The organism is Thiomicrorhabdus heinhorstiae (assembly GCF_013391765.2).
Classification (GTDB): domain Bacteria; phylum Pseudomonadota; class Gammaproteobacteria; order Thiomicrospirales; family Thiomicrospiraceae; genus Thiomicrorhabdus; species Thiomicrorhabdus heinhorstiae.
Map to the genome: position 1 here is coordinate 1 of NZ_JACBGI020000016.1, position 21,486 is coordinate 21,486.

A 21,486-nucleotide genomic window follows, 5' to 3' on the forward strand; every position below is an offset into this window, starting at 1 on the left:
ATAAGAGACAGTTGCAACACAGTGTAAAGTCTATTTTTCTTTACCCAGCAAAATTTAACTCTTAAGATTTAAACAAAATCAAACAATTTAAAAATAATCTTAGGGGAGAGAGGATTATGTCGAGAAACAATCTATTTAAAGCCTTAGGCAATGCTCCGGAATTCGGACCACATACGGAAAACTTTTTTGAGAAAGGCCGAGTCAGCGTTGATTTCTACAAACCCGGAGAGGTAGATGAAATGAAGAAGAACAAACACGATACTTTGTTTTTCGTTACATCAGGAGATGGATATGTTTTCAACAACGGCAAACAACATCCCGTTGAAAAAGGAGAAGTCGTCTTCGTAAAAGCGGGGAAAGACCACAAGTTTTTTAACTTCTCGTTGGACTTCACCACTTGGATCGTTCACCTAAAGTAAAACGATCACAAGTGCATCATTCGAGAAAGCGTTACCTAGCCTTCAGAGGCTAGGCTGAAAGAAATCTACTCGTAATAGCCTTCGTAACGAATCACACCCGGCCCAGTCTTACAGTCATACAGTTTGGCATTTTTATCGGCTTGGCTGGATTGCAAATGGCAGTCCTTAGGAGGCTCTTCGTCGATGAAATGACTGCAACCTGATGATAGTGACACGGCACTCAACATCAGTAATCCAATTAAAAAATTCATTTGTTTCATGGTTCCGTTCCTCTATGAACTTAGTTTTATTCAACCATTTCCATGATCGTAAAAAGGTTATCTAAGATTAAATCAATCCTATAAACTTTTCCAGCGGAAGTATTAAATAAAAGACAAAGCTCCGAACAGATTCTTTTCAAGAAGTTAAAAGCATTTTCAGCATCGCAGGTGCGAAAGCCTTTTTCTCAATCGAAACATTAAATTGTCCGCTTTAATCCAGATGCAGATCTTTAGAATGAATAGATCCATGAATATTCGATACCCTCCTTCTTCTTATAAACTTGGAGCATCGTATCTTTGGCGCTTTTTACTTGCCTCTGATAAATAAGAATCTTCGTAAACCAACTTATTTAATATAAATGACATTAAAACGAATTAAGTAAAAATAAGTAAGGGAATTCACGAAGGAAGGAAAACGTAGAAGTTTCTGTCAGGCATAAAAAAACCCGCCATGATAGCGGGTGTTTTTAGAATATGGCGGTGGACTAGGGATTCGAACCCCAGGTAGGCTACAAACCTACAACGGTTTTCAAGACCGCCGCCTTCAACCACTCAGCCAGTCCACCTTTGTTTGATGGGGCGTATTATAGAGGGCTTGCGGATTTTTGCAAGACGTTTTATCGCTTTTTTGTAATTTTTCTGTCAATTTTTAGTAAGCTAAATTTTTACCCTTGGAAAACGCCATGAAGACTGATATCGAAAGCTTTAACCAACGTTGTTACCGCTTAATTGAACGGGTCCCTCCCGGCAAAATTTGCACCTATTCCGATGTTGCTCACGCCCTCGGTGGTAAGGCTTATCAGGCTGTCGGCAATGCGATGGCCAATAACCCTCACCCGATTACAACGCCGTGTCACAGAGTCGTCAAATCAAATGGTGAAATCGGAAACTATGCTTTTGGCATTGAAGCGAAAAAAACGCTATTGGAGAAAGAAGGCATTGTCATACATGACAATAAGATTGAGCATTTCGAGGAAGTGCGCTACCGCTTTTGAACAGCAGCGCTCATCAAGAGATCACCGATAGGAAAATCGAACAGATTTTCTTACAAGGTTTCAATCCCGCCTAAATACGGTTGCAAAGCTTTCGGTACACGAATCGTGCCGTCGGCATTTTGGTAGTTTTCCAGTACCGCGACCAGTGTTCGGCCTACCGCCAGACCGGAGCCGTTCAAAGTATGTACTAACTGCGGCTTATCCTGTCCCGAACGGAAACGCGCTTTCAAACGGCGAGCCTGAAAATCCTCGAAGTTGGAACAGGAAGAAATTTCCCGATACGCCGCTTGGCCCGGCAACCAGACTTCCAAGTCGTAAGTTTTCGCCGACGAGAAACCGATATCGCCTGTACACAAAGTAACGACACGATACGGCAATTCCAACTTTTGCAAAATCGCTTCGGCATGACCAGTCAAAGCTTCTAAGGCCTCGTAAGACTTCTCGGGATGTACAACCTGAACCATTTCGACTTTTTCAAACTGATGCTGGCGGATCAGACCGCGGGTATCTTTACCATAAGAGCCGGCTTCGGAACGGAAACACGGGGTATGCCCAACCATCATCAACGGCAGATCCGCTTCGTCGATAATCTCGTCGCGAACCAGGTTGGTAATCGGTACTTCGGCTGTCGGAATCAGATACAGATCACGATCATTTGTATCGTGCTCGTCGTTTTTGCCCAACTTGTACAGATCGGCTTCGAACTTAGGTAATTGACCGGTTCCGCGCAAACTGTCCTGATTGACGATATAAGGTACATAAACTTCCGAGTAGCCGTGCTCGGCATGTGTGTCCAGCATAAACTGCGTCAAAGCACGCTGCATTCGAGCCAAAGGCCCTTTCAATACCGAGAAACGCGCTGAAGTAATTTTTACTGCCGCATCATTATCATACCAGCCATTCTGTTCCGCCAGATCGACATGATCTTTGGCTTCAAAATCCAATTGAGCCGGTTCGCCCCACTTACGAATTTCGATATTGTCATCTTCCGAGCTTCCAACCGGAACCGATTCATGCGGAAGATTCGGAATACCGGCATAAATCTCTTCAATTTCCGCCTGAACGGCTGTAGATGCCGCTTCGGCTTCTTCCAACTGAGACTTAAGCGATTCCACTTCAGCCAGTAGCGGAGCGATATCTTCACCTTGCGCTTTCGCTTTACCGATCCCTTTAGAGCGGCTGTTACGCTCAGCCTGCAAATCTTGTGCACGTGTTTGCAGCTCTTTACGTTGCGCTTCAAGGGATTCGATTTTCTCGACATCCAATTCAAATCCGCGGTGTTTCAGTTTTGCGGCCACTTCGGCCAACTCCGATCTCAGCAACTTTGGGTCTAACATTGAGTCATTAACCTATTAATTTTAAAAATAATTAGAAATTCTTATATGCAACATTCAAGGCGTCAGCAGTTGACGCCCTAGTGCCAGACCTGCCCAAACGGCAAGCAGACAGGTCAGTACGCTGACGACGATATTCGCCGCCGCTTTGATAAATTCTCCAAGCTGGAGATATTGTACGGTTTCAAACGAAAAGGTCGAGAAGGTTGTGAAGGCACCTAAAAATCCGACCATAATAAAGGAGCGGATTTCCGGCGAAGCTTCCAGCTTATCTACTAGCAGGATTGCCATAAATCCCATAATAAAGGAACCGACGACATTTACGGCCAAGGTTCCCCAAGCAAAATCCCGGCCTAACCATTCATAAGTATGGTGAGATACAAAAAACCTTGCCATCGCGCCTAAAGCACCGCCGGACGCTACCGCAAACCAACCCCAAGCTGTCATCACCCCCCCTCCTCGGGTCTTCGTTTAAAAATCGCCTGCTCATTCTGCTGCTGTAAATGACGCATTTTCGCGGCGATTTTAATTTCCAAACCGCGCTCCACCGGTTGATAGTAATCGCGCTCGGCCATCTCTTCAGGGAAATAGCACTCACCGGCAGCAAAGGCGTCCGGTTCGTCGTGCGCATAACGGTAGCCTTTACCGTAATCCAGTTCACTCATCAATTTGGTCGGCGCATTGCGAAGATGCAAAGGCACTTCATAAGAACCATGCTCGCGAATATCTGCCAGCACCGCTTTGTATGCCATATAGACGGCATTCGATTTCGGTGCAACCGCCAAATAGCTGGTAGCATGTGCCAGAGCAAGATCCCCTTCCGGAGATCCGAGACGTTCATAGGCTTGCGCGGCATTCATTGCCAGCTGCAAGGCTTTCGGATCAGCATTGCCAATCTCTTCACTGGCCATGCGAATCAAGCGCCTAGCCAGATAACGCGGATCGACACCGCCATCCAGCATACGTACCAACCAGTACAAAGCCGCATTGGCATCCGAACCGCGTACCGATTTATGCAAAGCGGATATCTGATCGTAAAAGGCCTCTCCACCCTTATCAAAACGTCTCAGGCCGCCTTGCACCACTTCCTGACAAGCTTGGACGCTTAATATCCATTTTTTCTGCATTTCGTCATATTCAACGAAATCAATTACCTGTTCCAGACTATTAAGGAGACGACGCGCATCGCCGTCGGCGTGGGCAATCAGTAAGCCATTCGCCCCCTCCTCCAGCTGCAGATCGCCTTCTTCATCGCCGTGATTGTTCAGCTCTTGTGCAAGCAACGCCAAACCGCGTTCCAACACATCCTGCAATTCCTCTTCATCCAGGCTGCGCAGCACAAAAACTTTGGCACGCGACAGCAGAGCGTTGTTCAATTCAAAAGACGGGTTTTCGGTTGTGGCACCGATGAAAATAAAAGTGCCGTCCTCTACATACGGCAGGAAAGCGTCCTGCTGAGCTTTGTTAAAACGGTGCACTTCATCGACAAACAGCAAGGTTCCCTGGCCGAAGAGTTCTCGATGACGCTTGGCACTTTCGACCGCCGCCCGTACTTCCTTCACACCGTCCAACACCGCCGACAGACTGATAAACAACAGGTCGGAACGCTTTGCCAACAGCCTTGCCAGAGTGGTTTTACCTACCCCCGGCGGCCCCCAGAAAATCATCGAGTACAGATTACCCGCTTCCAGCATTCGCGTCAGAGCGCGTTTCGGACCCAACAGATGCGTCTGACCGACAAACTCTTCGAGAGTCTGCGGTCTGAGTCGGTCGGAAAGCGGCTGATAGACACTCATAAATTAACTTGGCTGCCCGATCACATCAACGCCGTAAGGCACCTTGAAGCGGAATTGCTCCGGTGACAACGGCGTATTTTCTTCAATATTTTTAAAACGCACCTTGGTAATATTATCCGGTCCCTGATAGAGCCAGACTTCCTGCATATGGCCGTCTTTCAAACCGACTTCGATACTCTGAAAATAGGTCGCTTCCTTCGGTGCCAGGTTATACCACTGCATGCCTTTGCGCTGTCCTGCATCGACAATGGTAAATTTGTCTTCGATGCGTTCGCTATACAACAACCAGCTCAGAGGGATTTCCGATTTTACGTCCTCAATCGGACGCACTGTTACCTGTTCCAAGTCTTTATCAAACACCCACAAGTTTTTACCGTCGACGACGATGCGCTGTTCTTGAGGACGCTTGTATTCCCACATCAATTTACCCGGACGCTGTAATTTAAAATGTCCGAAAGACTGATTCAATTGAAACAGCTCTTCATTCGGCTGAATCTGCTCGAAGTCCGCGCTGAACGTTTTCAGTTGATTCACATAATCCTGCAATACCTGTGCATTCGCCCAAGCGGACTGACTAAAAAATGCCAGACTGAACAGCGAAGCGATTGCCCATTTTGTGCAGGCTTTTTTTCGAATTAAAAATGACATAATCAATTAATACTCTACTTTGGATCTGTGGCGAACTTGCCTTATTCCGGCTTTGGCGCCAAAACTTCGCGGTTACCGTTAGCCCCGGCGGTAGAAACCACTCCTGCGGCTTCCATCGCTTCGACAATTCTAGCCGCACGGTTGTAGCCAATACTGAAATTACGCTGAATAAAGGATGTCGATACCCGACGACCTTCAATTACAAACTGCACGATCTCATCATACAACGGATCTTGTTCCGCATCGTTGCTTCCACCGGCACCTTCACCACTCTGTTCGGAAACGCTCTGGGTAATGGATTGCAGATATTGCGGCTCGCCCTGACTCTTAACGAATTCCGCCACGCGGTGCACCTCGTCATCGGTCATAAAAGCACCGTGCACACGGCGCGGAGAACCGGAACCAGGCGGCAGAAACAGCATATCCCCCATCCCCAACAGCTGCTCGGCACCGCCCTGATCAAGAATGGTACGCGAATCGATTTTGGTATTGACCATGAATGAAATTCGCGTCGGAATATTGGCTTTGATCAAACCGGTAATAACGTTAACCGACGGACGCTGAGTCGCCAGAATCAAATGAATACCGGCGGCACGTGCTTTCTGTGCGATTCGTGCGATCAACTGTTCCACTTCTTTACCGACCACCATAATCATGTCGGCAAATTCGTCGACCACCACCACGATATAAGGCAGAGTTGTCAGAGTCGGCGGTGCTTCGGCAAACTCATGTCCGTAACTGGCAGCTTGCTGATATAACGGATCGATGATCGGCTCGCCTTTGTCGATCGCCGCCTGTACCTTCATATTGAAACCGGCGATATTACGCACACCCATTTTCGCCATCAACTGGTAACGGCGATCCATCTCGAATACACACCAGCGCAAGGCATTGGCGGCATCGCTCATATCGGTGACCACCGGAGTAAGCAGATGCGGAATATCTTCGTAGATCGACAACTCGAGCATTTTCGGATCGACCATGATCAAACGCACTTCGTCCGGTGTACTTTTATACAACAGGCTCAGAATCATGCTGTTGACTCCGACCGATTTACCGGCCCCGGTCGTCCCGGCGACCAGCAAATGCGGCATTTTAGCGATATCCGCCACCACCGGCTTGCCGGAAATATCTTTACCAAGCGCGATACTCAGAGGCGATTTCGCCGCCTGGAATTCATGCGACGACAAGACTTCGCGGAAACTGACAATCTCGCGAGTCTCGTTAGGTATCTCAATACCGACTACCGCCTTGCCCGGAATAATATCTACGACCCGTACCGATTTAACCGACAGAACACGTGCCAAATCCTTGGCAAGGTTATTGATCTGACTGACCTTGACGCCAGGCGCCGGCAAGACTTCGAAACGCGTAACCACCGGTCCCGGCTGAACCGATTCGACAGTGACCGTCACACCGAACTCCTTCAGACTCTGTTCCAGCAAAGCCGACAATCCTTTTAGCTGCTCCTCGGAAAAACCTTCGGCTTGGGACGGAGGCGGGTCGAGAAGCTCAATCGACGGCAACTGCGGAATTCTCGGTTTGACGTTCGCGGTTTGCGGCACGCTTTTCTTACCGACTTTCACTTCACTCGCATGCGGCTTGGCTTCTTCCTCTTCGTCAAACTTCAGACTCTGCGTAACCGGTGCGATTTCAATCTGCTCGACATCATCACTCAGACTCGGCGAAGCGGCGATTTCCACTTTTTCATCGGAGACGATTTTTGGCGCTTTTTCCTGACCCAAGTCGTTCAGCTGCTGATCGCTGAAATCAAAATGTTTATCAGCCACCTGCAGCGATTGCGAAAGATCATCATCCAGAGCAAAACCTTTGTCTTTATTTACCCTGAGGTTTTCTTCCTGACTGCTCTCTTCTTTTACACGCTTTCTGGAGAATTTCAGCTTTGCAGAAATTACCTGCACTCGGGCCTTTAAGTTATTCACTTTATTATTTAATTCCGGAGCGCCGTTCAAGAACGATTGATAACGCGCTTGTCCCCAATCGATTACCTGCCATGTGATACGTCCGGTGGATTCGACGATCGTCAACCAGGAACAACTGCTGAGCATACTGACCGCCAGAGCGAACAAAACCAATAAAATCAGAGTCGTGCCGAGCAGATCGACCGAAGAAACCAGCCAGCGACTTAATTCATACCCCCAAACCCCGCCGGCCGAATAAGGCAGGTTGCCGAGCAACGTATCCGGATTCATATATAAGTTTGCCAGACCGGCACCGGCACTCAGTAGAACCAACAGACCGAACAAACTCATGACGAAACGGATGTAATCAAGCTCGTTACCGTTGCGGATTTTCAGAGTCACCCAGCCGGCGAGCAGAATTCCAAACGGAATCAAAAAGCCGAAAACCCCGAAGATATATAAAATCATCGAAGCGATCCACGCGCCGGTCTTGCCACCGTAATTGGCGACCGAATGCACCGAACCGGCAGTATCAAACCCCGGGTCCTGAGGATGGTAACTGAACAGAACGATAAAGAGGAAAAACGCCAAGCCGATGCAGCTAAGAACGACGCCGTCCTTAAGAATCCACGCGAAGCGATGCAATGAAGAAGCTGTCTGAGGTTGTTTTACTGTATCCATAGCCCAGAAAAATAACAGAATATCGTTAATACTGAAAATCGGGAATCGTGAATCAAAGCTTACAATATCGATAATTCAGGTGAAAATCACAAGCGGATTTTTTAGACTTTCCTATGTCGAAATCTTTACGAAACTCAGACAAGGTAAAGGCGCGGTAGTCAGAGACTCATTTGCTATATTAGTCCCGTTCGCCTAAAAAAAACTGCTAAAATTTTAGCACAGTTCTGACAAAGAATTCGAAATAGACAAGCAGGGAAGCTCCGGTCGCCAGATTAGTGAGCCTACAACCGACACTCGAGTTACAAGCCGACTTGAATCGACGAATTCCAGTTACAGAGACTCCTTGCAAGAAAACGATAAGATCAAAGGAAGTTATATGGCCGCAAAACATTGCAAATTATTGATTCTAGGTTCCGGCCCTGCCGGTTACACCGCCGCTGTGTATGCAGCACGTGCCAACTTAAATCCAGTCATCATCACCGGTATGCAACAAGGCGGTCAATTAACCACCACAACCGAAGTCGATAACTGGCCCGGCGATCCGGAAGGTTTGACCGGCCCGGATCTGATGCAACGTATGCAACAGCACGCGGAACGTTTCGGAACCGAAATTCTGTTTGACCATATTCACACCGCCGAATTAACCTCTAAGCCTTTCAAACTGATCGGCGATTCAGGTGAATACACCTGCGACGCCCTGATTATCGCTACCGGCGCTTCCGCTAAATATTTAGGGTTGGAATCGGAAGAGGCTTTCAAAGGTAAAGGGGTTTCCGCCTGTGCGACCTGTGACGGTTTCTTCTACCGTAACCAGAAAGTAGCGGTAATCGGTGGTGGTAACACTGCGGTTGAAGAAGCGCTTTACCTGTCAAATATCGCTGCCGAAGTCACCATTGTCCACCGTCGCGACCACTTCTCTTCGGAAAAAATCCTTGCCGACCACCTGATGGAAAAAGCCGAAAACGGCAATATTAAAATCGAATTCCATAGCGAGCTGGAAGAAGTTCTTGGCGATAATATGGGGGTTACCGGCCTGCGATTGAAAAACAACCAGACCGGTGAAAGCAAAGACATTGATGTAGCCGGTGTGTTTATCGCCATCGGACACACGCCGAATACCGGCATTTTCGACGGCCAGCTGGAAATGGCAAACGGCTATTTGAAAGTTCAAAGTGGTTTGCAGGGGAATGCAACGCAAACCTCAATCCCTGGCATTTTCGCCGCCGGTGATGTCATGGATCAGCACTACAAACAAGCGATCACGTCTGCCGGAGCTGGCTGTATGGCCGCTCTGGATGCCGAGAAATTCTTGGATAACCTATAACACTCCAATCTGTTAAAAAGCCACCGTGAGGTGGTTTTTTAATACCGGGAACCTAAAATCAAATAAGGAATCTATATGCGTTTAGCTTCAACATCGCTTCTGGCGATTGCACTTGCCACCTCCAGCACCTTAAGCGTAGCAAGTGAAAAACCGGCCGGCAAAGCCGAGTTAACGACTTTGGAACAAAAAGCCAGCTACACTCTCGGGACTAATCTGGCGCAAAACCTGAAAAAACAAGGTTTGAATATCGATGTTAAAGCTTTTTCCATGGGGCTTGACGACGCTTTAAACGATCGCCCTCTGTCTCTTAGCGAGCAGGAAATGATGCAGGCGGTTACCGAAACCAAAAAAATGATGCTGGAAAAGCAGGCTGCCGAGAAAGAAGCTCAGATCAAAAACAATCAGGCGGAAAGTAAGGCATTTATCGAAAAATACGCTAAAGAAGACGGCGTGAAGAAAACCGACAACGGCTTACTCTACAAAATTTTGCAGTCTGGCGATGCCAAAGGCAGTTCACCAAGCGACAGCGATACGATCTTTGCTCACTATGAAGGACGATTCATCGACGGCAAGGTCTTTGACAGTTCTTACCAGCGCGGTACGGCTTTAAAGTTGAAAACAGCCAACGTGATCAAAGGCTGGGGCGAAGTACTTAAAATGATGAAGCCGGGCGATAAATGGGAAGTGGTTATTCCACCTGAAATGGCTTACGGTGCCAGAGGCGCAGGGGATGTAATCGGACCGGATAAAACCTTAATCTTCACTATCGAGCTGGTCTCTTTTAATAAAGACGAGTCTTGAGCAGAAATAAAAAACCCCGCAGAGACATAATCTGTGCGGGGTGATCCATAAATCGGAAACAATCTTAGCTCTTTAGAGGAGTGTCGTAATAATACAACTGACACTCATATTAATTCATAGCCGCTCCCATATCAATAACTTCTAATATATTTTTTTTCTGATGGGATCAGCGCTTTGGCTTTGAATCTAAATAGGCGTGCACATCCAAAACTTGCACAACATCGTATGCCGGCGTCTCATACGGATGCGAATCGATCAAAGCATCGATGACATCGAGCAAACAATTCTCTTGTAAAACCATCTCAACCCGATATTCATCTACCATCTCGATCTGACCTTTCTGACCGATGTAAGGTTGACTACCGACCAGAGGACGGAACTGCCCCTGCCCCAATACCTGCCAGGCACAGCTGTCATAATCACCGATCTTCCCTGCCCCGGCGGAAAATAGTGCTTGTTTAACGCTTTCAAGATGTGTTTCTGGAATATATACACAAAGCTTCAACATAACCGATTCCGAATTTTATTGACCGTTTTAAACCCAAATTCACTACAATAGCGAATAATTCAAACAAAGGGTACAAAACCGATGAGAAATCTTTTAATAACCTTTGCGGCGATTTTGACACTGGCTGTCCTCTCTCTGGCAACCGGCATTCACTATTTCGCCAATATCGGCGGCTTTATTTCCGCCATCGGTTTCATGCTGGTCTTTTTCAAAGACCGTCCAGAAAACGAGAGCGAAGCGGACAAACGCAAGCGCCGCAACTGGTATATCGTCTTTGCCATCGGCATTTTCTTCAGCATGCTTTTCGGCAGTTTCTGGAACGATCAAATGGGCAATATGGCGCCGTAACCGATGACCAGTATCCAAACGAAAAAGGCCGGTTTAAACCGGCCTTTTTATCATGTATGAACCTTCAAGAAATTATAAGAGTTCGCTAAAAAAGCTCAATGTCCCCTTCGTCCATCGTTTCCATACTGACTCTCTTCATACGTGAAGCTTCAATATCCTGACGTTTACTATGTAACATCCGACGGAAATATTCCATTTTCTGACGATACGCTTCTTCCGATTCTGCCGGTTCATTATGATTTGCATCGACGAACTGGCGAATCTCGTTCGAAAACTGGTTCAGGTTCAGCAAGTGATTCATAATCTGGTCGACCAGCTGGCGGACGATATCTTCAAACTGCAATGAGCGTACGGCATTGGAAACACTGCTCTCAATTTCGGAAATCATGCCGGAAACATCACCCAATTTATCAGAAATACCGCTGTTCATCGATTCCAGATCGGTCAGCATCACTCCAACTTTCTGTTGCGAAGAAACGGCATGTTCCATATCTTTGCTTGCGGTTTCGCTTACGATGCTGCGCACCTGATCTACCGTAAGACGGGCTTTTTCGGCCTGACTGCGAATCTGTTCATTCAACATGTTCGAATTCAACGAAAGTTTGCGGACTTCATCGGCTACCACGGCGAAACCTCGTCCGGCTTCTCCGGCACGCGCCGCCTCGATCGCAGCATTCAAGGCTAATAAGTTTGTCTGATCGGCAATACCTTTAACGTCTTCCAACAGGTTAAAAATCGCTTCGATCTGTCCGACCATATCGTCGATTTTGGCAACCGTCTCGTTACTTCGCTGGCTGGCATTCGTCAACAGATCGATCAAATACTGCAATACCACCTTAATCTCGGTAGAGAACTTCTGAATGCTCATGCCTTCGTCGTTCTGACCTTCACTTCCAAGGTTATCGATCAGACCGCTAACCAGCTGATATTCTGCTTGAGTCTGCATATGCAGACCGGAAAAACTCTGATTCAGTGTTTCAATCGCCTCTGCAACCAGAGATTTAACCTGTGACAATTCTTCATGCACAATCGAGACTTCCTGCTCGATAACCGTATCGATGTCATTCAGCGCCAATGACAAGGCTTCATCGGAAGCACGCATAGCCGGTGCAGCTTGTACACTGGTACTAACGCTCTGCTGAGCAATGGCGCCTTGACCCTGCAATACTCTGGTTGTCGCCAAGCTCCACAGCAATGAAAGTATGACAATAAACGCCGCCTCCCAATAATGGGCGAATGCAATACTTGCCGCAACCGCGGCCAGTGAAAGAATCCACAGCGGCCAGAATCGCTGCAAAAAAAGCATAAAAACAGATGGATACGACTGTGTGTGCATAAAATTTACCTTATCTAAGTGCCCTATGCTGCCAAAGGTTGCAGACACTCTTTTCTATCTTTGAATCTATCTTCGGATAGAGCTTATTCTTCCTGATTTAAAGCAGGATACATACCATTCTTATTCAGAAATCCGCCGGCCATCACTAATGAACTCGACTATTTCTGCAGTTCTCTTAATACCTTATCGGCAATTTTCTCCAAAGGTAAAACCGAATCTGCCGCGCCCAGCTTGACCGCCTCTCCCGGCATCCCCCAAACAACACTGGATTTTTCGTCCTGAGCGATGGTTGGGGCACCGACATCCTGCAACTCTTTCAATCCCTGGGCGCCGTCCGCCCCCATTCCTGTCAGCAATACACCAACCGCTTTCGGACCGAACGACTGCACCACCGAACGAAACATCACGTCCACCGAAGGTTTATGGCGATTCACAGCAGGGCCGTCGTTTAGTCGACAAACCCAGTTCATGCCGACACGTTCTAGAATCAGATGGCGATCACCCGGCGCAATATATACATTACCGGCCTCGATCAATTGTCCGTCACTCGCCTCCCAGACCTGCATGTCGCAAATTCCGTTCATTCTCTGCGCAAACGGTTTACTGAAAGAGGCCGGAATATGTTGAGTAATCACAACCGGAGGTGTTTCAGCCGGCAGCTGCATCAAGATTTCTTTAATCGCTTCGGTTCCACCGGTCGAAGCGCCTATGGCAATAATCTTTTGCTGACCGCGCTGCATTTTGGGATTAAACGCTTTTTTCGGCAAAACCGAGTCGGTGCTCAATTTCACCGGCACTTCACCGGTCGCCTTCTTCTTCTCGGCCGAGGTTTGTCTGCTTTGCTGATTCAAAAAACGCTGATACTGCAATTCCAAACGCGTTCGGCTTACTTTGGATGCCATTTTGATCTTGCTGCAGATTTCCAGAGTATAGTCTTCGAAAGTGTGCTTGAAATCGATCTTCGGTTTGGTAACGAAATCAATCGCCCCGACGTCCAAAGCATCGAAAGTGACGTCCGCGCCTTTTTCCGTCAGCGTGGAGACCATCACCACCGGCAGTGGATGCAACCGCATGAGATTCTTCAGAAAGGTCACGCCATCCATCTTCGGCATTTCGACATCCAAAGTCACGACGTCTGGATGCAGACGCTTGATTTTCTCGCGCGCATCATAAGGGTCGGTTGCCGTACCGATCACTTCGATCTGCGGGTCGGACGACAGCATTTCGCTTAGCATGGTTCTCACCAGAGCCGAATCGTCAACTATCAATACCTTAATCGCTGTGGCCACTATGTTCTTCCTCTTCAAAGCTTTTTTAAGCGCTTAATAACTCTTTTGATAAACCGTTTTTCCCAGAAGACTAAACCGGTCGCTGATACCGTGCAGGGATTCGGAATGGCCGACAAACAGTTTTCCATTCATCGGCAGACGATCTGCAAAGCGATCGAATAATCGTTTCTGAGTCGGCGCATCGAAATAGATCACAACATTTCGACAGAAAATCACATCAACTTGAGATTCGATTGCCCAGCTCGAATCCATCAGATTCAGCTGAGAAAATTCGATGATACTTTGCAGTTCGGAACGAGCCTTGACCATACCGGCCTGAGCCCCCTTTCCCTTTAAAAACCAGCGGCGTTTTCGGGCCAGCTCGACACCCTTGAGACGGTCAAGCGGATAAACCCCTTTTCTGCCGGTTTCGATTACATTGGTATCCAGATCGGTGGCGATCACCTTGGCATCCCAGTCGGCAGGTACATTTTCTTTTAACACCATTGCCAGAGAATAGGGTTCTTCGCCGGTTGAACAGCCGGCCGACCAGATGCGGATCTTGCGCGTTTGCGCCTTATCGATCAACAGCTGTGGAATAACCGTGTTCGCCAAATATTCGAAATGGTGGTTCTCGCGGAAAAAAAAGGTCAAATTGGTGGTGATGGCATTAATCAGATGAACGAACTCCTCGTCGGGGTTTCGTTCGACGTAACCCAGATAATCATTAAACGAAGGCAAGTTCAAAAAACGAATGCGCTTGACCAGGCGGTTATACACCAAATTCCGCTTCGACTCATTTAAGTTTATTCCCGCGAAGTCGTAAACCATTTTACGCACCCGACTAAAATCCCGATCGGTAAAGGCGAATTCTTTATCGTTCATAGTATGATTAACCCATCCTCTAAGCTTCAATCAGTTAGATTTATCGACCATCAGGATAAAAGTTGAAGCTTTATTTACGATAAAAAATGGAGGGTATATGGATATTTCCGCTCTGAATTCAAATACGCTGTTACGCCTTACCGGGCGCGACGGCTTGGCCAATCTGTTGCAAATCGGCCAGACATTGAAAGCGGAAGTCCTGCAAACTCAGGGAAATCAGGTTCAACTGTCAATCGGCAACCAGACTCTTTGGGCGCAAAGTTCTCAAACATTGAATGTCGGCAGCAAAGTCAATTTAACCGTACAAAGCCTTCAACCACAGATCGAACTTCGTCTGACGACGGCTAATACGGATAAAGCTCCTAACACGCAAAACCTCACCGCCAATTTACAAACCGCCTATCGGCAATTTTTGCCGCAACAAATGCCTCTGATTAACAGCTTTCAACAACTGAATCTGATGCAACCTCAGTTACCGGCTACTTTGCAAAGTGCACTACAGCCGATTCTCGACCAGCTCCTCAAACCACAGGAACGCTTGAGCGGCGAAGCACTCAAGCAGCACTTGCAGAACAGCGGGCTATTTTTGGAAAGCAAACTAGCCAATAAAGACCAAGCGAACCTTCAACAGGATCTTAAAGCCCAATTACTGCAGGCTAAACAGACTCTCGAAAGTCAGTCCGGCGGCGAGCGCATCACCAGCCAGCTAAGTCAGGCACTTAATCAGGCAGTCGCGCGGATTACACTGCAACAATTGCAACTTTACGAACAACCGCACATCACCCCTTTTGAACTGCCCTATCTGGCCGACAGACAAGCGGTCAAACAGCGCATGGCGTTTAAAAAAACGCCGCAACACCCTGTTTACCAATGGGAAGTTCAGCTGCAATTAAATCTTGATGAAGCCGAATTAAACGCCAAAATCCGCATGCAGAAAGATCACTCTTTCCAGATCGGTTTATGGAGCGACGACAGTGAATTGAGAGAAAAGATCGAAAACGCTCTGCCTGAACTGGAAACACAATTTCTCGACAACGCTTTGAAATTGCAATCGATCCGTCTGATTCCCCAGGAACCGATCGAGGAAAATATCGCCACAAAAATGACATTAATTGATTTACAGGTGTAAAGAATATGCCGAGGCGCCGATACCTAACCATAGAGAGATGAAATAATCGCTGAAACAGTTTTGACGACAAACGGAGAAACGATGCAAGAATTAGAAAACACCATCGGTAGCGCACAAGGCAATGAAGACGAACAAGTCTTGAGTTTCCGTCTTGGAGGTGAAGAGTACGCGGTTGACATTCTTCGCGTTCAAGAGATCAAAGGCTGGGAGAAGACCACGCCGATTCCCAATACTCCTGACTACGTCATGGGGGTAATCAATCTACGTGGCGCTGTGGTGCCGATTATCGATTTGCGCGTGCGCTTTAAACTCGATGACATCACCTATAACGAATCGACCGTCGTGATTATCGTGCGTGCCTTCGACAGTCTGGGAACACAAAAGATTATCGGACTGGTGGTCGACGGTGTTTCCGACGTGCATTCCATTCATACCGATCACTTGCAGAACGCTCCGGAGATGAGTGGCGTAATACACAGTTCTTATCTTAAAGGACTGGCCACGCTGGACGATAAAATGGTTATCGTTCTGAATATCGATCAATTAATTAATGAAGGGATTTTAGGCGATATTAGCGCCTTGAATTAATATCGAATCGGCTTATTTTAGCCACACACAAAGAGAGAAGAACCATGTCTAAAATTTTAGCAGTTGATGATTCAAAATCCATGCGGCAAATGGTCGCCATGTCTTTAAAGTCTGCCGGACACGATGTTTCCGAGGCCGAAGACGGCAGACTTGCATTGGATATCGCTAAAAGAGAGCAATTCGATGTCATTGTCACCGACATCAATATGCCGAACATGAACGGTATCGAGTTGATCAGTGCGCTGAGATCAATGCCGAACTACAAGTTCACACCGATTCTATGTCTGACAACCGAATCTTCCGGCGATATGAAAACCAAAGGTAAAGAAGCCGGCGCAACCGGCTGGATCGTCAAACCTTTCAGCCCGGAAAAATTGTTGTCGGTTATTAACCGTGTACTGTAAGACGTCCGTGCAATAACCCCGCGAGGAGTATAACCATGGCCAACCCGATCGTGTTAAACGACAGTTTGACAATACATAATATCCAAGCGCAATTCGACGAACTTAAGCAGCAATTTGCCGAAGCGGACAGTAATCTCCTTCTGGACGCCTCGGCAGTCGAAAATATCGATACATCCGGCTTTCAAATGTTACTGGCTTTGAAGCGACATGCAGAAAACAGCGGTAAACAGGTACAATGGCAGGGAGTAGGAGAAAACTTCCTGCAACTGAGCGAGAAGCTGAATTTGCAAAAGCCTTTGAATCTCTCTGTTTAAGAAACGCAGATCAGAGGCAGATCGATATTTCTGTGAAATGCCCTATCAGCCCCGAATTTACGGGGCTGAAGTCGTGTTGGAAAGCCTTAAATGAAACCACCCTCGAAGCACAATCTTGCCGATAAAGTCGCTGTTTCCCTCGCCTACGAAGGAACAGGCGCTCCTAAAGTGACGGCGAAAGGCCGTGGTCACCTTGCCGAAGAAATTTTAAAAACCGCCCGGGAACACAATATCCCGATTCAGGAAGACGAAGGACTGGTTTCCCTGCTGAGTCAGGTGGAACTGGATCAGGAAATCCCGACGGAACTGTATGAGGCGATCGCCCAGCTGCTGATCTTTGTCTATCAATTAAGCGGTAAAACCATTCCAAGACCCTGAAGAAAGTCTCATTATCGTGAGTGACAAATAGAATCCCGGATCAGGAAATTCCCATTCCGCTACTGCTGGGAAAACGTCTCAGAGCAATTCGTCGGAAAATTCAATATCGGATGCGGCAAACAGACTTTCCACATCGATCAAAATAATCACCTGATCCTGAAAATGCGCTATGCCTTGAATATAGCGGGATGCGGTATCCTTGACCGATACCATAGGTTCGAACTTCTGTTCCGGAATATCTTTGACTTCCATCACAAAATCCACCAGAAAGCCCAGTGTATGCTCGGCGTCAATCTCAACAATAATAATCCGGCTGTGCTGATCGATCGGTTTCGGTGCCAACCCTAGAGTGCGTCGCGCATCGATGACAGTCACAATCACACCGCGAACGTTGATTACTCCCAGCACTTGCGCATCGGAGCCGGGAACCTGACGAATGGTTCCAACCTTCAAAACCTCGCGGATTTTTTTGACCTGAATACCGTAGACTTCTTTTTGCAGGCGAAACAATACGCAACGTACACTCGGTCCTAAATAAGCGCCGTCGTCATTCATCAATTCAGAAGAACTTCCGACTACAACAGATTGATCCGACATCATATTCATAAGCGTTTCCCGCTCCCACTGTTATTCTTTTCGGCTCTTGGCCGTAAATTCATTAAAACGCATATTGAAAGCGTTGTACCACACCCGGCAAATCCAGAATCAAGGCAATATTGCCATTGCCGGTAATGGTCGCGCCTGCATAGCCTTTCACGCTACGTAAAGTGGCGCCTAAAGGCTTGATCACCACTTCTTCCTGGCCGTTGACCTGGTCGACAACCAGACCGACGCGCTGATTGCCGATACAGACAATCACAACTTTCGGACTGGCCGCAGCCTGCTCACGTCCCTGCGGCAACAGCCAGTGATCGAGGAAAAACAGCGGAATGCTTTTCGAACGCAGGCGAACCATACGTTCTCCGTCAATCACGTTCGTCTGCGATTCGTCGTAGTCAAAAATTTCCTGTACGCTGGTCAACGGAATGGCATAGCTGTCCTCTTCGAACGACACCATCAAAGTCGGCAGGATCGCCAATGTCAAAGGCACACGAATCTGAATCTGCGTCCCTCTGCCGGTTTCCGAATGAATATCGATACTGCCGTTAAGACGGGTAATCATGTTTTTGACCACGTCCATACCGACACCGCGTCCGGAAATATCGCTGATGGTTTCCGCCGTCGAGAAGCCAGCCGACAGAATCAACTCAAACGCCGCTTTATCGGTCAACTGGTTGGCAGTCACTTCGTCCATCAAGCCTTTTTCAACCGCTTTGCGACGCAGCACATCGGCATCCATTCCTTTGCCGTCGTCGGTAATCGACAGGAGGATATGATCGCCCTCCTGCTCGGCTGCCAAAATAACGGTGCCGCGTTTCTCTTTACCGGCTGCCAGACGATCCGCCGGCATCTCGATGCCATGGTCGACCGAGTTACGTACCAAATGCACCAATGGATCGGCCAAAGCTTCCACCAGATTTTTATCCAGATCAGTCTCTTCGCCACGCAATTCAAGGGTAATTTCCTTGCCAAGCTTGCGAGAAAGGTCGCGCACAACTCGCGGAAAGCGCCCAAATACTTTCTTAACCGGCTGCATTCGAGTTTTCATTACCGCCGCCTGCAGATCAGTTGTCACATGATCCAGGTTGCCGATGGTATTCGACAGACTCTCCTTATTGACTTCCGAATTGCGCAGGGTCAGCAAGCGGTTGCGAACCAATACCAGTTCACCGACCAAATTCATAATTTCGTCAAGGCGCTTGGTATCGACACGAACCGAAGTTTCCTGTTGAGCTTTATTTTTGGCGGGCGCTGTGCTGTCTTCAGAACTTTTCACTGCGGCTTTAGAAGGCTGACCACTTTCTATGACTGCCGCTTGTGATTGGGTCGAAGGCGTTGCCACGGACGGAGCTTCCACTGTTTGCGGTACGATTAAGTTATCACGCTGATTCAGCAAGGCTTCAAACTCTTCATCGGTGATATCTCCGTCCGGATCAACCCCTTCCGCCAGGCTCAATTCCACAGGAGATTCTTTCCGTGGAAGATCGCCTGACAAGGCGTCACGCTGATTCAACAGAGCTTCAAATTCTTCGTCGGAGATATCTCCGTCAGGGTCGGCACCGTCATCCAGCGACAGGACGACATTCTTAACCTCATTCGTCACTGCCGTATGAGGTTCGGTCTGCCCCATCAAGGCGTCGCGTTGATTCAAAAGCGCTTCAAACTCGTCATCGGAGATATCACCGTCAGGATCAACCCCTTCTGCCAGACTCAATACCGGCGTTTCAGCTTGAATAATTACAGGTTCAACATGATCGGGCTTGGTCAAAGCATCCAAACGGCTTAACAGCTGAGAGTCATTTTCTGGTAATACGCGCTCTCCGTCGTTCAAACGTGATACGGCTTCTTGGACGGCATCGTAGGCCTGCAAAATAACGTCGGCAACCACCGAATCATAATCAATCACGTTGTTACGGATCTTATCGAAAACATTTTCGGCTCTGTGACACAGCTCCACCAAAGGCGTAACACCAAGGAAACCGGCACCACCCTTAAGGGTGTGGAACCCGCGGAAAACCGCATTCAATATTTCCTGATCTTTCGGCGATTGTTCCAGGTCAAGCAGCTGCTCATTGAGCTGATCAACCAATTCGGTCGCTTCGATCAAAAAGTCCTGTAAAATCTCTTCATCCACGTCTCGTTCCCCATCGGTGCCCGGCTTTTAAGCATCGCTTGAACCTAAATTATTTTGTTGTTGTCTACTTAGCGATTAAAGCAACCGCTATGCCATACAAAATGGCGCCAATACCTTTTTACAGCCCAAGATCTTTTAACAGATCATCGACATCATCCTGGTGGCGCACGCTCTCCGATTTATCCGCCTTGATCTGCGGACCAACTCCAGCTAACAGATTCTCACGATTGTCTAAGCGCTCCGGCAAATCCTGCAGGTCATGACCCGCTTTTTCGATCAACTGATGCAAACTGCCTTCCAACTCACCGATAATATGAATAACCTTATGTACAACCTGACCGGTCAAATCCTGATAGGATTGCGCTAAAATAATCTGATTGAATATACTACGTAACTGATTTAAATCATTCCCTTCCGGCAGTTCCTGGGAAACTCTGGTGATAACTTCCAGCCCCTGTTCGGCTTGATCCAAAGTCAACTGACTGGCCTCTTCGATACTGTTCAAAACATAGTGCAAGCGCTCGGTAACATCCGGAATATCGTGCTTGGTCTGCATCAGAAGGTCGTCGTTGCCCAATTCATTCAACGCCTGATGAAGGCGATTCCCCAGACCCGATATTTCCTGATATAACCGATGCTCCTGCAGGCCGGTCAGTTCATTTAACAAGGTCGTACTGCGAATTTCGTCTTGCTGCTGCAAAGCTTCCAGCAGTTGGGAAACCGTCTCTTGTAATTGCTTCATAGATACCCCATTTAGCGTCCAGAATCTGATCCCGGACCAATCCCAGCGAAGGCGTAAACAAAAACGCCCTATAGCGGCTTGGCCGGTATAAGGCGTTTCGGATCGCGATTACACAGTTTAAAAGCGGTCAGTCATGCGACCTTCTTTACCAAGCTATTTAAAACTATCGGCCATATTTTTTATTTCTTCACAAAAAAGCGCCTGAAAAGGCGCTTTTTGTATTAAGTGATCGTTTGTCGACAGAACCCCGTTTAACCAACTTGCTTCTGCGCCATGCGCTCGAAGATTTTTTGAATCTTCTCGTTCAGCGTCGCGGCGGTAAACGGTTTGACAATATAACCGTCCACACCGGCCTGGGCCGCTTCGAGGATCTGCGAACGCTTCGCTTCGGCAGTAATCAGCAGGAACGGCAGATCTTTCAGGTTCTGATCGGCGCGTACATGCTTCAGGAGTTCAATGCCGGTCATTTTAGGCATATTCCAGTCGCTGACGATAAAATCGTATTTACCGGTCTGGATCATCGGCCAGGCGGTATCTCCGTCATCCGCTTCGTCCAAATTATTAAACCCGAGCTCTTTCAGCAGGTTTTTAACAATTCGACGCATGGTGGAAAAATCATCCACCACCAAAATGTTCATATCTCTATTGATTTGCATGCATTATCCCTTTTTA

The 21,486-nt window shown here is 47.7% G+C and carries 24 protein-coding genes and 1 tRNA gene; 10 read left to right on the plus strand and 15 right to left on the minus strand.

All coding sequences use genetic code 11. The features are described from left to right. Nucleotides 1-116 precede the first annotated feature (116 nt). Entirely contained in the window at nt 117-419 is a 303-nt protein-coding gene (locus H8792_RS08285; RefSeq protein ID WP_185978483.1) for a cupin domain-containing protein, read from the plus strand. 65 nt (nt 420-484) lie between these two features. On the opposite strand, the gene H8792_RS08290 is transcribed toward H8792_RS08285, so the two are convergent. Further along, nucleotides 485-679: a hypothetical protein gene (locus tag H8792_RS08290; protein WP_194947656.1), complete on the minus strand. Its 195-nt coding sequence runs from the start codon at nt 677-679 to the stop codon at nt 485-487. Nucleotides 680-1,154: 475 nt separating this feature from the next. Further along, nucleotides 1,155-1,245, minus strand: a tRNA-Ser gene (locus H8792_RS08295). A gap of 117 nt (nt 1,246-1,362) precedes the next feature. Here H8792_RS08295 and H8792_RS08300 point away from each other — a divergent pair. Continuing rightward, a complete protein-coding gene (locus H8792_RS08300) occupies nt 1,363-1,674 on the plus strand; it encodes an MGMT family protein (protein WP_228767026.1) in 312 nt (103 codons plus the stop codon). A gap of 50 nt (nt 1,675-1,724) precedes the next feature. Here H8792_RS08300 and serS read toward each other — a convergent pair whose 3' ends face one another. From serS to H8792_RS08325, 5 genes are read right to left on the minus strand one after another with little or no spacing between them, the layout of a single operon-like run. Continuing rightward, nucleotides 1,725-3,011, minus strand: coding sequence for a serine--tRNA ligase (serS, locus tag H8792_RS08305; protein ID WP_185978485.1), 1,287 nt, complete (start codon nt 3,009-3,011; stop codon nt 1,725-1,727). 54 nt (nt 3,012-3,065) lie between these two features. Continuing rightward, nucleotides 3,066-3,455, minus strand: a complete 390-nt coding sequence (gene crcB, locus H8792_RS08310; RefSeq protein WP_185978486.1) for a fluoride efflux transporter CrcB — start codon at nt 3,453-3,455, stop codon at nt 3,066-3,068. Further along, nucleotides 3,455-4,804 (minus strand): replication-associated recombination protein A, encoded by a 1,350-nt coding sequence (locus tag H8792_RS08315; RefSeq protein WP_185978487.1) that lies wholly within the window; start codon nt 4,802-4,804, stop codon nt 3,455-3,457. The genes crcB and H8792_RS08315 overlap by 1 nt, the downstream gene beginning before the upstream one ends. A gap of 3 nt (nt 4,805-4,807) precedes the next feature. Continuing rightward, the gene (gene lolA, locus H8792_RS08320) at nt 4,808-5,452 is read right to left on the minus strand and encodes an outer membrane lipoprotein chaperone LolA (RefSeq protein ID WP_185978488.1); all 645 of its coding nucleotides are present in this window, start codon (nt 5,450-5,452) and stop codon (nt 4,808-4,810) included. Between the two features lie 41 nt (nt 5,453-5,493). After that, nucleotides 5,494-8,055 (minus strand): DNA translocase FtsK, encoded by a 2,562-nt coding sequence (locus H8792_RS08325; RefSeq protein WP_185978489.1) that lies wholly within the window; start codon nt 8,053-8,055, stop codon nt 5,494-5,496. Nucleotides 8,056-8,431: 376 nt separating this feature from the next. Between H8792_RS08325 and trxB the strand changes: the two genes are divergently transcribed. Both trxB and H8792_RS08335 read left to right on the plus strand, forming a co-directional pair. After that, on the plus strand, nt 8,432-9,379 hold the full coding sequence (gene trxB, locus H8792_RS08330) for a thioredoxin-disulfide reductase (protein WP_185978490.1): 948 nt from the start codon (nt 8,432-8,434) through the stop codon (nt 9,377-9,379). 75 nt (nt 9,380-9,454) lie between these two features. Beyond that, the gene (locus H8792_RS08335) at nt 9,455-10,180 is read left to right on the plus strand and encodes an FKBP-type peptidyl-prolyl cis-trans isomerase (protein ID WP_185978491.1); all 726 of its coding nucleotides are present in this window, start codon (nt 9,455-9,457) and stop codon (nt 10,178-10,180) included. 166 nt (nt 10,181-10,346) lie between these two features. Here the strand turns inward: H8792_RS08335 and H8792_RS08340 are convergent, their stop codons facing one another. Beyond that, nucleotides 10,347-10,688, minus strand: coding sequence for a Nif3-like dinuclear metal center hexameric protein (locus H8792_RS08340; protein ID WP_185978492.1), 342 nt, complete (start codon nt 10,686-10,688; stop codon nt 10,347-10,349). A gap of 81 nt (nt 10,689-10,769) precedes the next feature. On the opposite strand from H8792_RS08340, the gene H8792_RS08345 reads away from it, so the two are divergent. Further along, on the plus strand, nt 10,770-11,036 hold the full coding sequence (locus tag H8792_RS08345) for a hypothetical protein (RefSeq protein ID WP_185978493.1): 267 nt from the start codon (nt 10,770-10,772) through the stop codon (nt 11,034-11,036). Between the two features lie 85 nt (nt 11,037-11,121). Here the strand turns inward: H8792_RS08345 and H8792_RS12755 are convergent, their stop codons facing one another. From H8792_RS12755 to H8792_RS08360, 3 genes are all read right to left on the minus strand, one after another. Next, nucleotides 11,122-12,372, minus strand: a complete 1,251-nt coding sequence (locus H8792_RS12755) for a methyl-accepting chemotaxis protein (protein WP_324187605.1) — start codon at nt 12,370-12,372, stop codon at nt 11,122-11,124. A 158-nt stretch (nt 12,373-12,530) separates the two neighbouring features. Next, the gene (locus tag H8792_RS08355) at nt 12,531-13,661 is read right to left on the minus strand and encodes a protein-glutamate methylesterase/protein-glutamine glutaminase (RefSeq protein ID WP_185978494.1); all 1,131 of its coding nucleotides are present in this window, start codon (nt 13,659-13,661) and stop codon (nt 12,531-12,533) included. Nucleotides 13,662-13,694: 33 nt separating this feature from the next. Continuing rightward, nucleotides 13,695-14,525 carry a CheR family methyltransferase gene (locus tag H8792_RS08360; RefSeq protein WP_185978495.1) on the minus strand — a complete coding sequence of 277 codons (831 nt, stop codon included), beginning with the start codon at nt 14,523-14,525 and terminating at the stop codon, nt 13,695-13,697. 97 nt (nt 14,526-14,622) lie between these two features. Here H8792_RS08360 and H8792_RS08365 point away from each other — a divergent pair, with 97 nt between their 5' ends. From H8792_RS08365 to H8792_RS08385, 5 genes are all read left to right on the plus strand, one after another. Continuing rightward, on the plus strand, nt 14,623-15,654 hold the full coding sequence (locus H8792_RS08365) for a bacteriocin immunity protein (protein WP_185978496.1): 1,032 nt from the start codon (nt 14,623-14,625) through the stop codon (nt 15,652-15,654). Between the two features lie 81 nt (nt 15,655-15,735). Continuing rightward, a complete protein-coding gene (locus tag H8792_RS08370; protein WP_185978497.1) occupies nt 15,736-16,242 on the plus strand; it encodes a chemotaxis protein CheW in 507 nt (168 codons plus the stop codon). A gap of 44 nt (nt 16,243-16,286) precedes the next feature. After that, the gene (locus H8792_RS08375) at nt 16,287-16,646 is read left to right on the plus strand and encodes a response regulator (protein WP_185978498.1); all 360 of its coding nucleotides are present in this window, start codon (nt 16,287-16,289) and stop codon (nt 16,644-16,646) included. Nucleotides 16,647-16,681: 35 nt separating this feature from the next. Beyond that, nucleotides 16,682-16,960, plus strand: a complete 279-nt coding sequence (locus H8792_RS08380) for an STAS domain-containing protein (RefSeq protein WP_185978499.1) — start codon at nt 16,682-16,684, stop codon at nt 16,958-16,960. A gap of 90 nt (nt 16,961-17,050) precedes the next feature. Then, the gene (locus tag H8792_RS08385; RefSeq protein ID WP_185978500.1) at nt 17,051-17,338 is read left to right on the plus strand and encodes an EscU/YscU/HrcU family type III secretion system export apparatus switch protein; all 288 of its coding nucleotides are present in this window, start codon (nt 17,051-17,053) and stop codon (nt 17,336-17,338) included. Between the two features lie 78 nt (nt 17,339-17,416). Here H8792_RS08385 and H8792_RS08390 read toward each other — a convergent pair whose 3' ends face one another. The 4 genes from H8792_RS08390 to H8792_RS08405 all read right to left on the minus strand — a co-directional run bounded on the left by H8792_RS08390 (nt 17,417) and on the right by H8792_RS08405 (nt 21,452). After that, a complete protein-coding gene (locus H8792_RS08390; protein ID WP_185978501.1) occupies nt 17,417-17,944 on the minus strand; it encodes a chemotaxis protein CheW in 528 nt (175 codons plus the stop codon). Between the two features lie 52 nt (nt 17,945-17,996). After that, on the minus strand, nt 17,997-20,072 hold the full coding sequence (locus H8792_RS08395) for a chemotaxis protein CheA (protein WP_185978502.1): 2,076 nt from the start codon (nt 20,070-20,072) through the stop codon (nt 17,997-17,999). A 118-nt stretch (nt 20,073-20,190) separates the two neighbouring features. After that, nucleotides 20,191-20,814 (minus strand): protein phosphatase CheZ, encoded by a 624-nt coding sequence (locus H8792_RS08400; RefSeq protein ID WP_185978503.1) that lies wholly within the window; start codon nt 20,812-20,814, stop codon nt 20,191-20,193. Between the two features lie 251 nt (nt 20,815-21,065). Further along, the gene (locus H8792_RS08405) at nt 21,066-21,452 is read right to left on the minus strand and encodes a chemotaxis response regulator CheY (protein WP_456119855.1); all 387 of its coding nucleotides are present in this window, start codon (nt 21,450-21,452) and stop codon (nt 21,066-21,068) included. Nucleotides 21,453-21,486: the final 34 nt, after the last annotated feature.

Coding starts and splice junctions, on each gene's coding strand:
- H8792_RS08285 (WP_185978483.1), top strand. CDS start 117: ATGTCGAGAAACAATCTATTTAAAGCCTTAGGCAATGCTCCGGAATTC.
- H8792_RS08290 (WP_194947656.1), bottom strand. CDS start 679: ATGAAACAAATGAATTTTTTAATTGGATTACTGATGTTGAGTGCCGTG.
- H8792_RS08300 (WP_228767026.1), top strand. CDS start 1,363: ATGAAGACTGATATCGAAAGCTTTAACCAACGTTGTTACCGCTTAATT.
- serS (WP_185978485.1), bottom strand. CDS start 3,011: ATGTTAGACCCAAAGTTGCTGAGATCGGAGTTGGCCGAAGTGGCCGCA.
- crcB (WP_185978486.1), bottom strand. CDS start 3,455: ATGACAGCTTGGGGTTGGTTTGCGGTAGCGTCCGGCGGTGCTTTAGGC.
- H8792_RS08315 (WP_185978487.1), bottom strand. CDS start 4,804: ATGAGTGTCTATCAGCCGCTTTCCGACCGACTCAGACCGCAGACTCTC.
- lolA (WP_185978488.1), bottom strand. CDS start 5,452: ATGTCATTTTTAATTCGAAAAAAAGCCTGCACAAAATGGGCAATCGCT.
- H8792_RS08325 (WP_185978489.1), bottom strand. CDS start 8,055: ATGGATACAGTAAAACAACCTCAGACAGCTTCTTCATTGCATCGCTTC.
- trxB (WP_185978490.1), top strand. CDS start 8,432: ATGGCCGCAAAACATTGCAAATTATTGATTCTAGGTTCCGGCCCTGCC.
- H8792_RS08335 (WP_185978491.1), top strand. CDS start 9,455: ATGCGTTTAGCTTCAACATCGCTTCTGGCGATTGCACTTGCCACCTCC.
- H8792_RS08340 (WP_185978492.1), bottom strand. CDS start 10,688: ATGTTGAAGCTTTGTGTATATATTCCAGAAACACATCTTGAAAGCGTT.
- H8792_RS08345 (WP_185978493.1), top strand. CDS start 10,770: ATGAGAAATCTTTTAATAACCTTTGCGGCGATTTTGACACTGGCTGTC.
- H8792_RS12755 (WP_324187605.1), bottom strand. CDS start 12,372: ATGCACACACAGTCGTATCCATCTGTTTTTATGCTTTTTTTGCAGCGA.
- H8792_RS08360 (WP_185978495.1), bottom strand. CDS start 14,525: ATGAACGATAAAGAATTCGCCTTTACCGATCGGGATTTTAGTCGGGTG.
- H8792_RS08365 (WP_185978496.1), top strand. CDS start 14,623: ATGGATATTTCCGCTCTGAATTCAAATACGCTGTTACGCCTTACCGGG.
- H8792_RS08370 (WP_185978497.1), top strand. CDS start 15,736: ATGCAAGAATTAGAAAACACCATCGGTAGCGCACAAGGCAATGAAGAC.
- H8792_RS08375 (WP_185978498.1), top strand. CDS start 16,287: ATGTCTAAAATTTTAGCAGTTGATGATTCAAAATCCATGCGGCAAATG.
- H8792_RS08380 (WP_185978499.1), top strand. CDS start 16,682: ATGGCCAACCCGATCGTGTTAAACGACAGTTTGACAATACATAATATC.
- H8792_RS08385 (WP_185978500.1), top strand. CDS start 17,051: ATGAAACCACCCTCGAAGCACAATCTTGCCGATAAAGTCGCTGTTTCC.
- H8792_RS08390 (WP_185978501.1), bottom strand. CDS start 17,944: ATGAATATGATGTCGGATCAATCTGTTGTAGTCGGAAGTTCTTCTGAA.
- H8792_RS08400 (WP_185978503.1), bottom strand. CDS start 20,814: ATGAAGCAATTACAAGAGACGGTTTCCCAACTGCTGGAAGCTTTGCAG.
- H8792_RS08405 (WP_456119855.1), bottom strand. CDS start 21,452: ATGAACATTTTGGTGGTGGATGATTTTTCCACCATGCGTCGAATTGTT.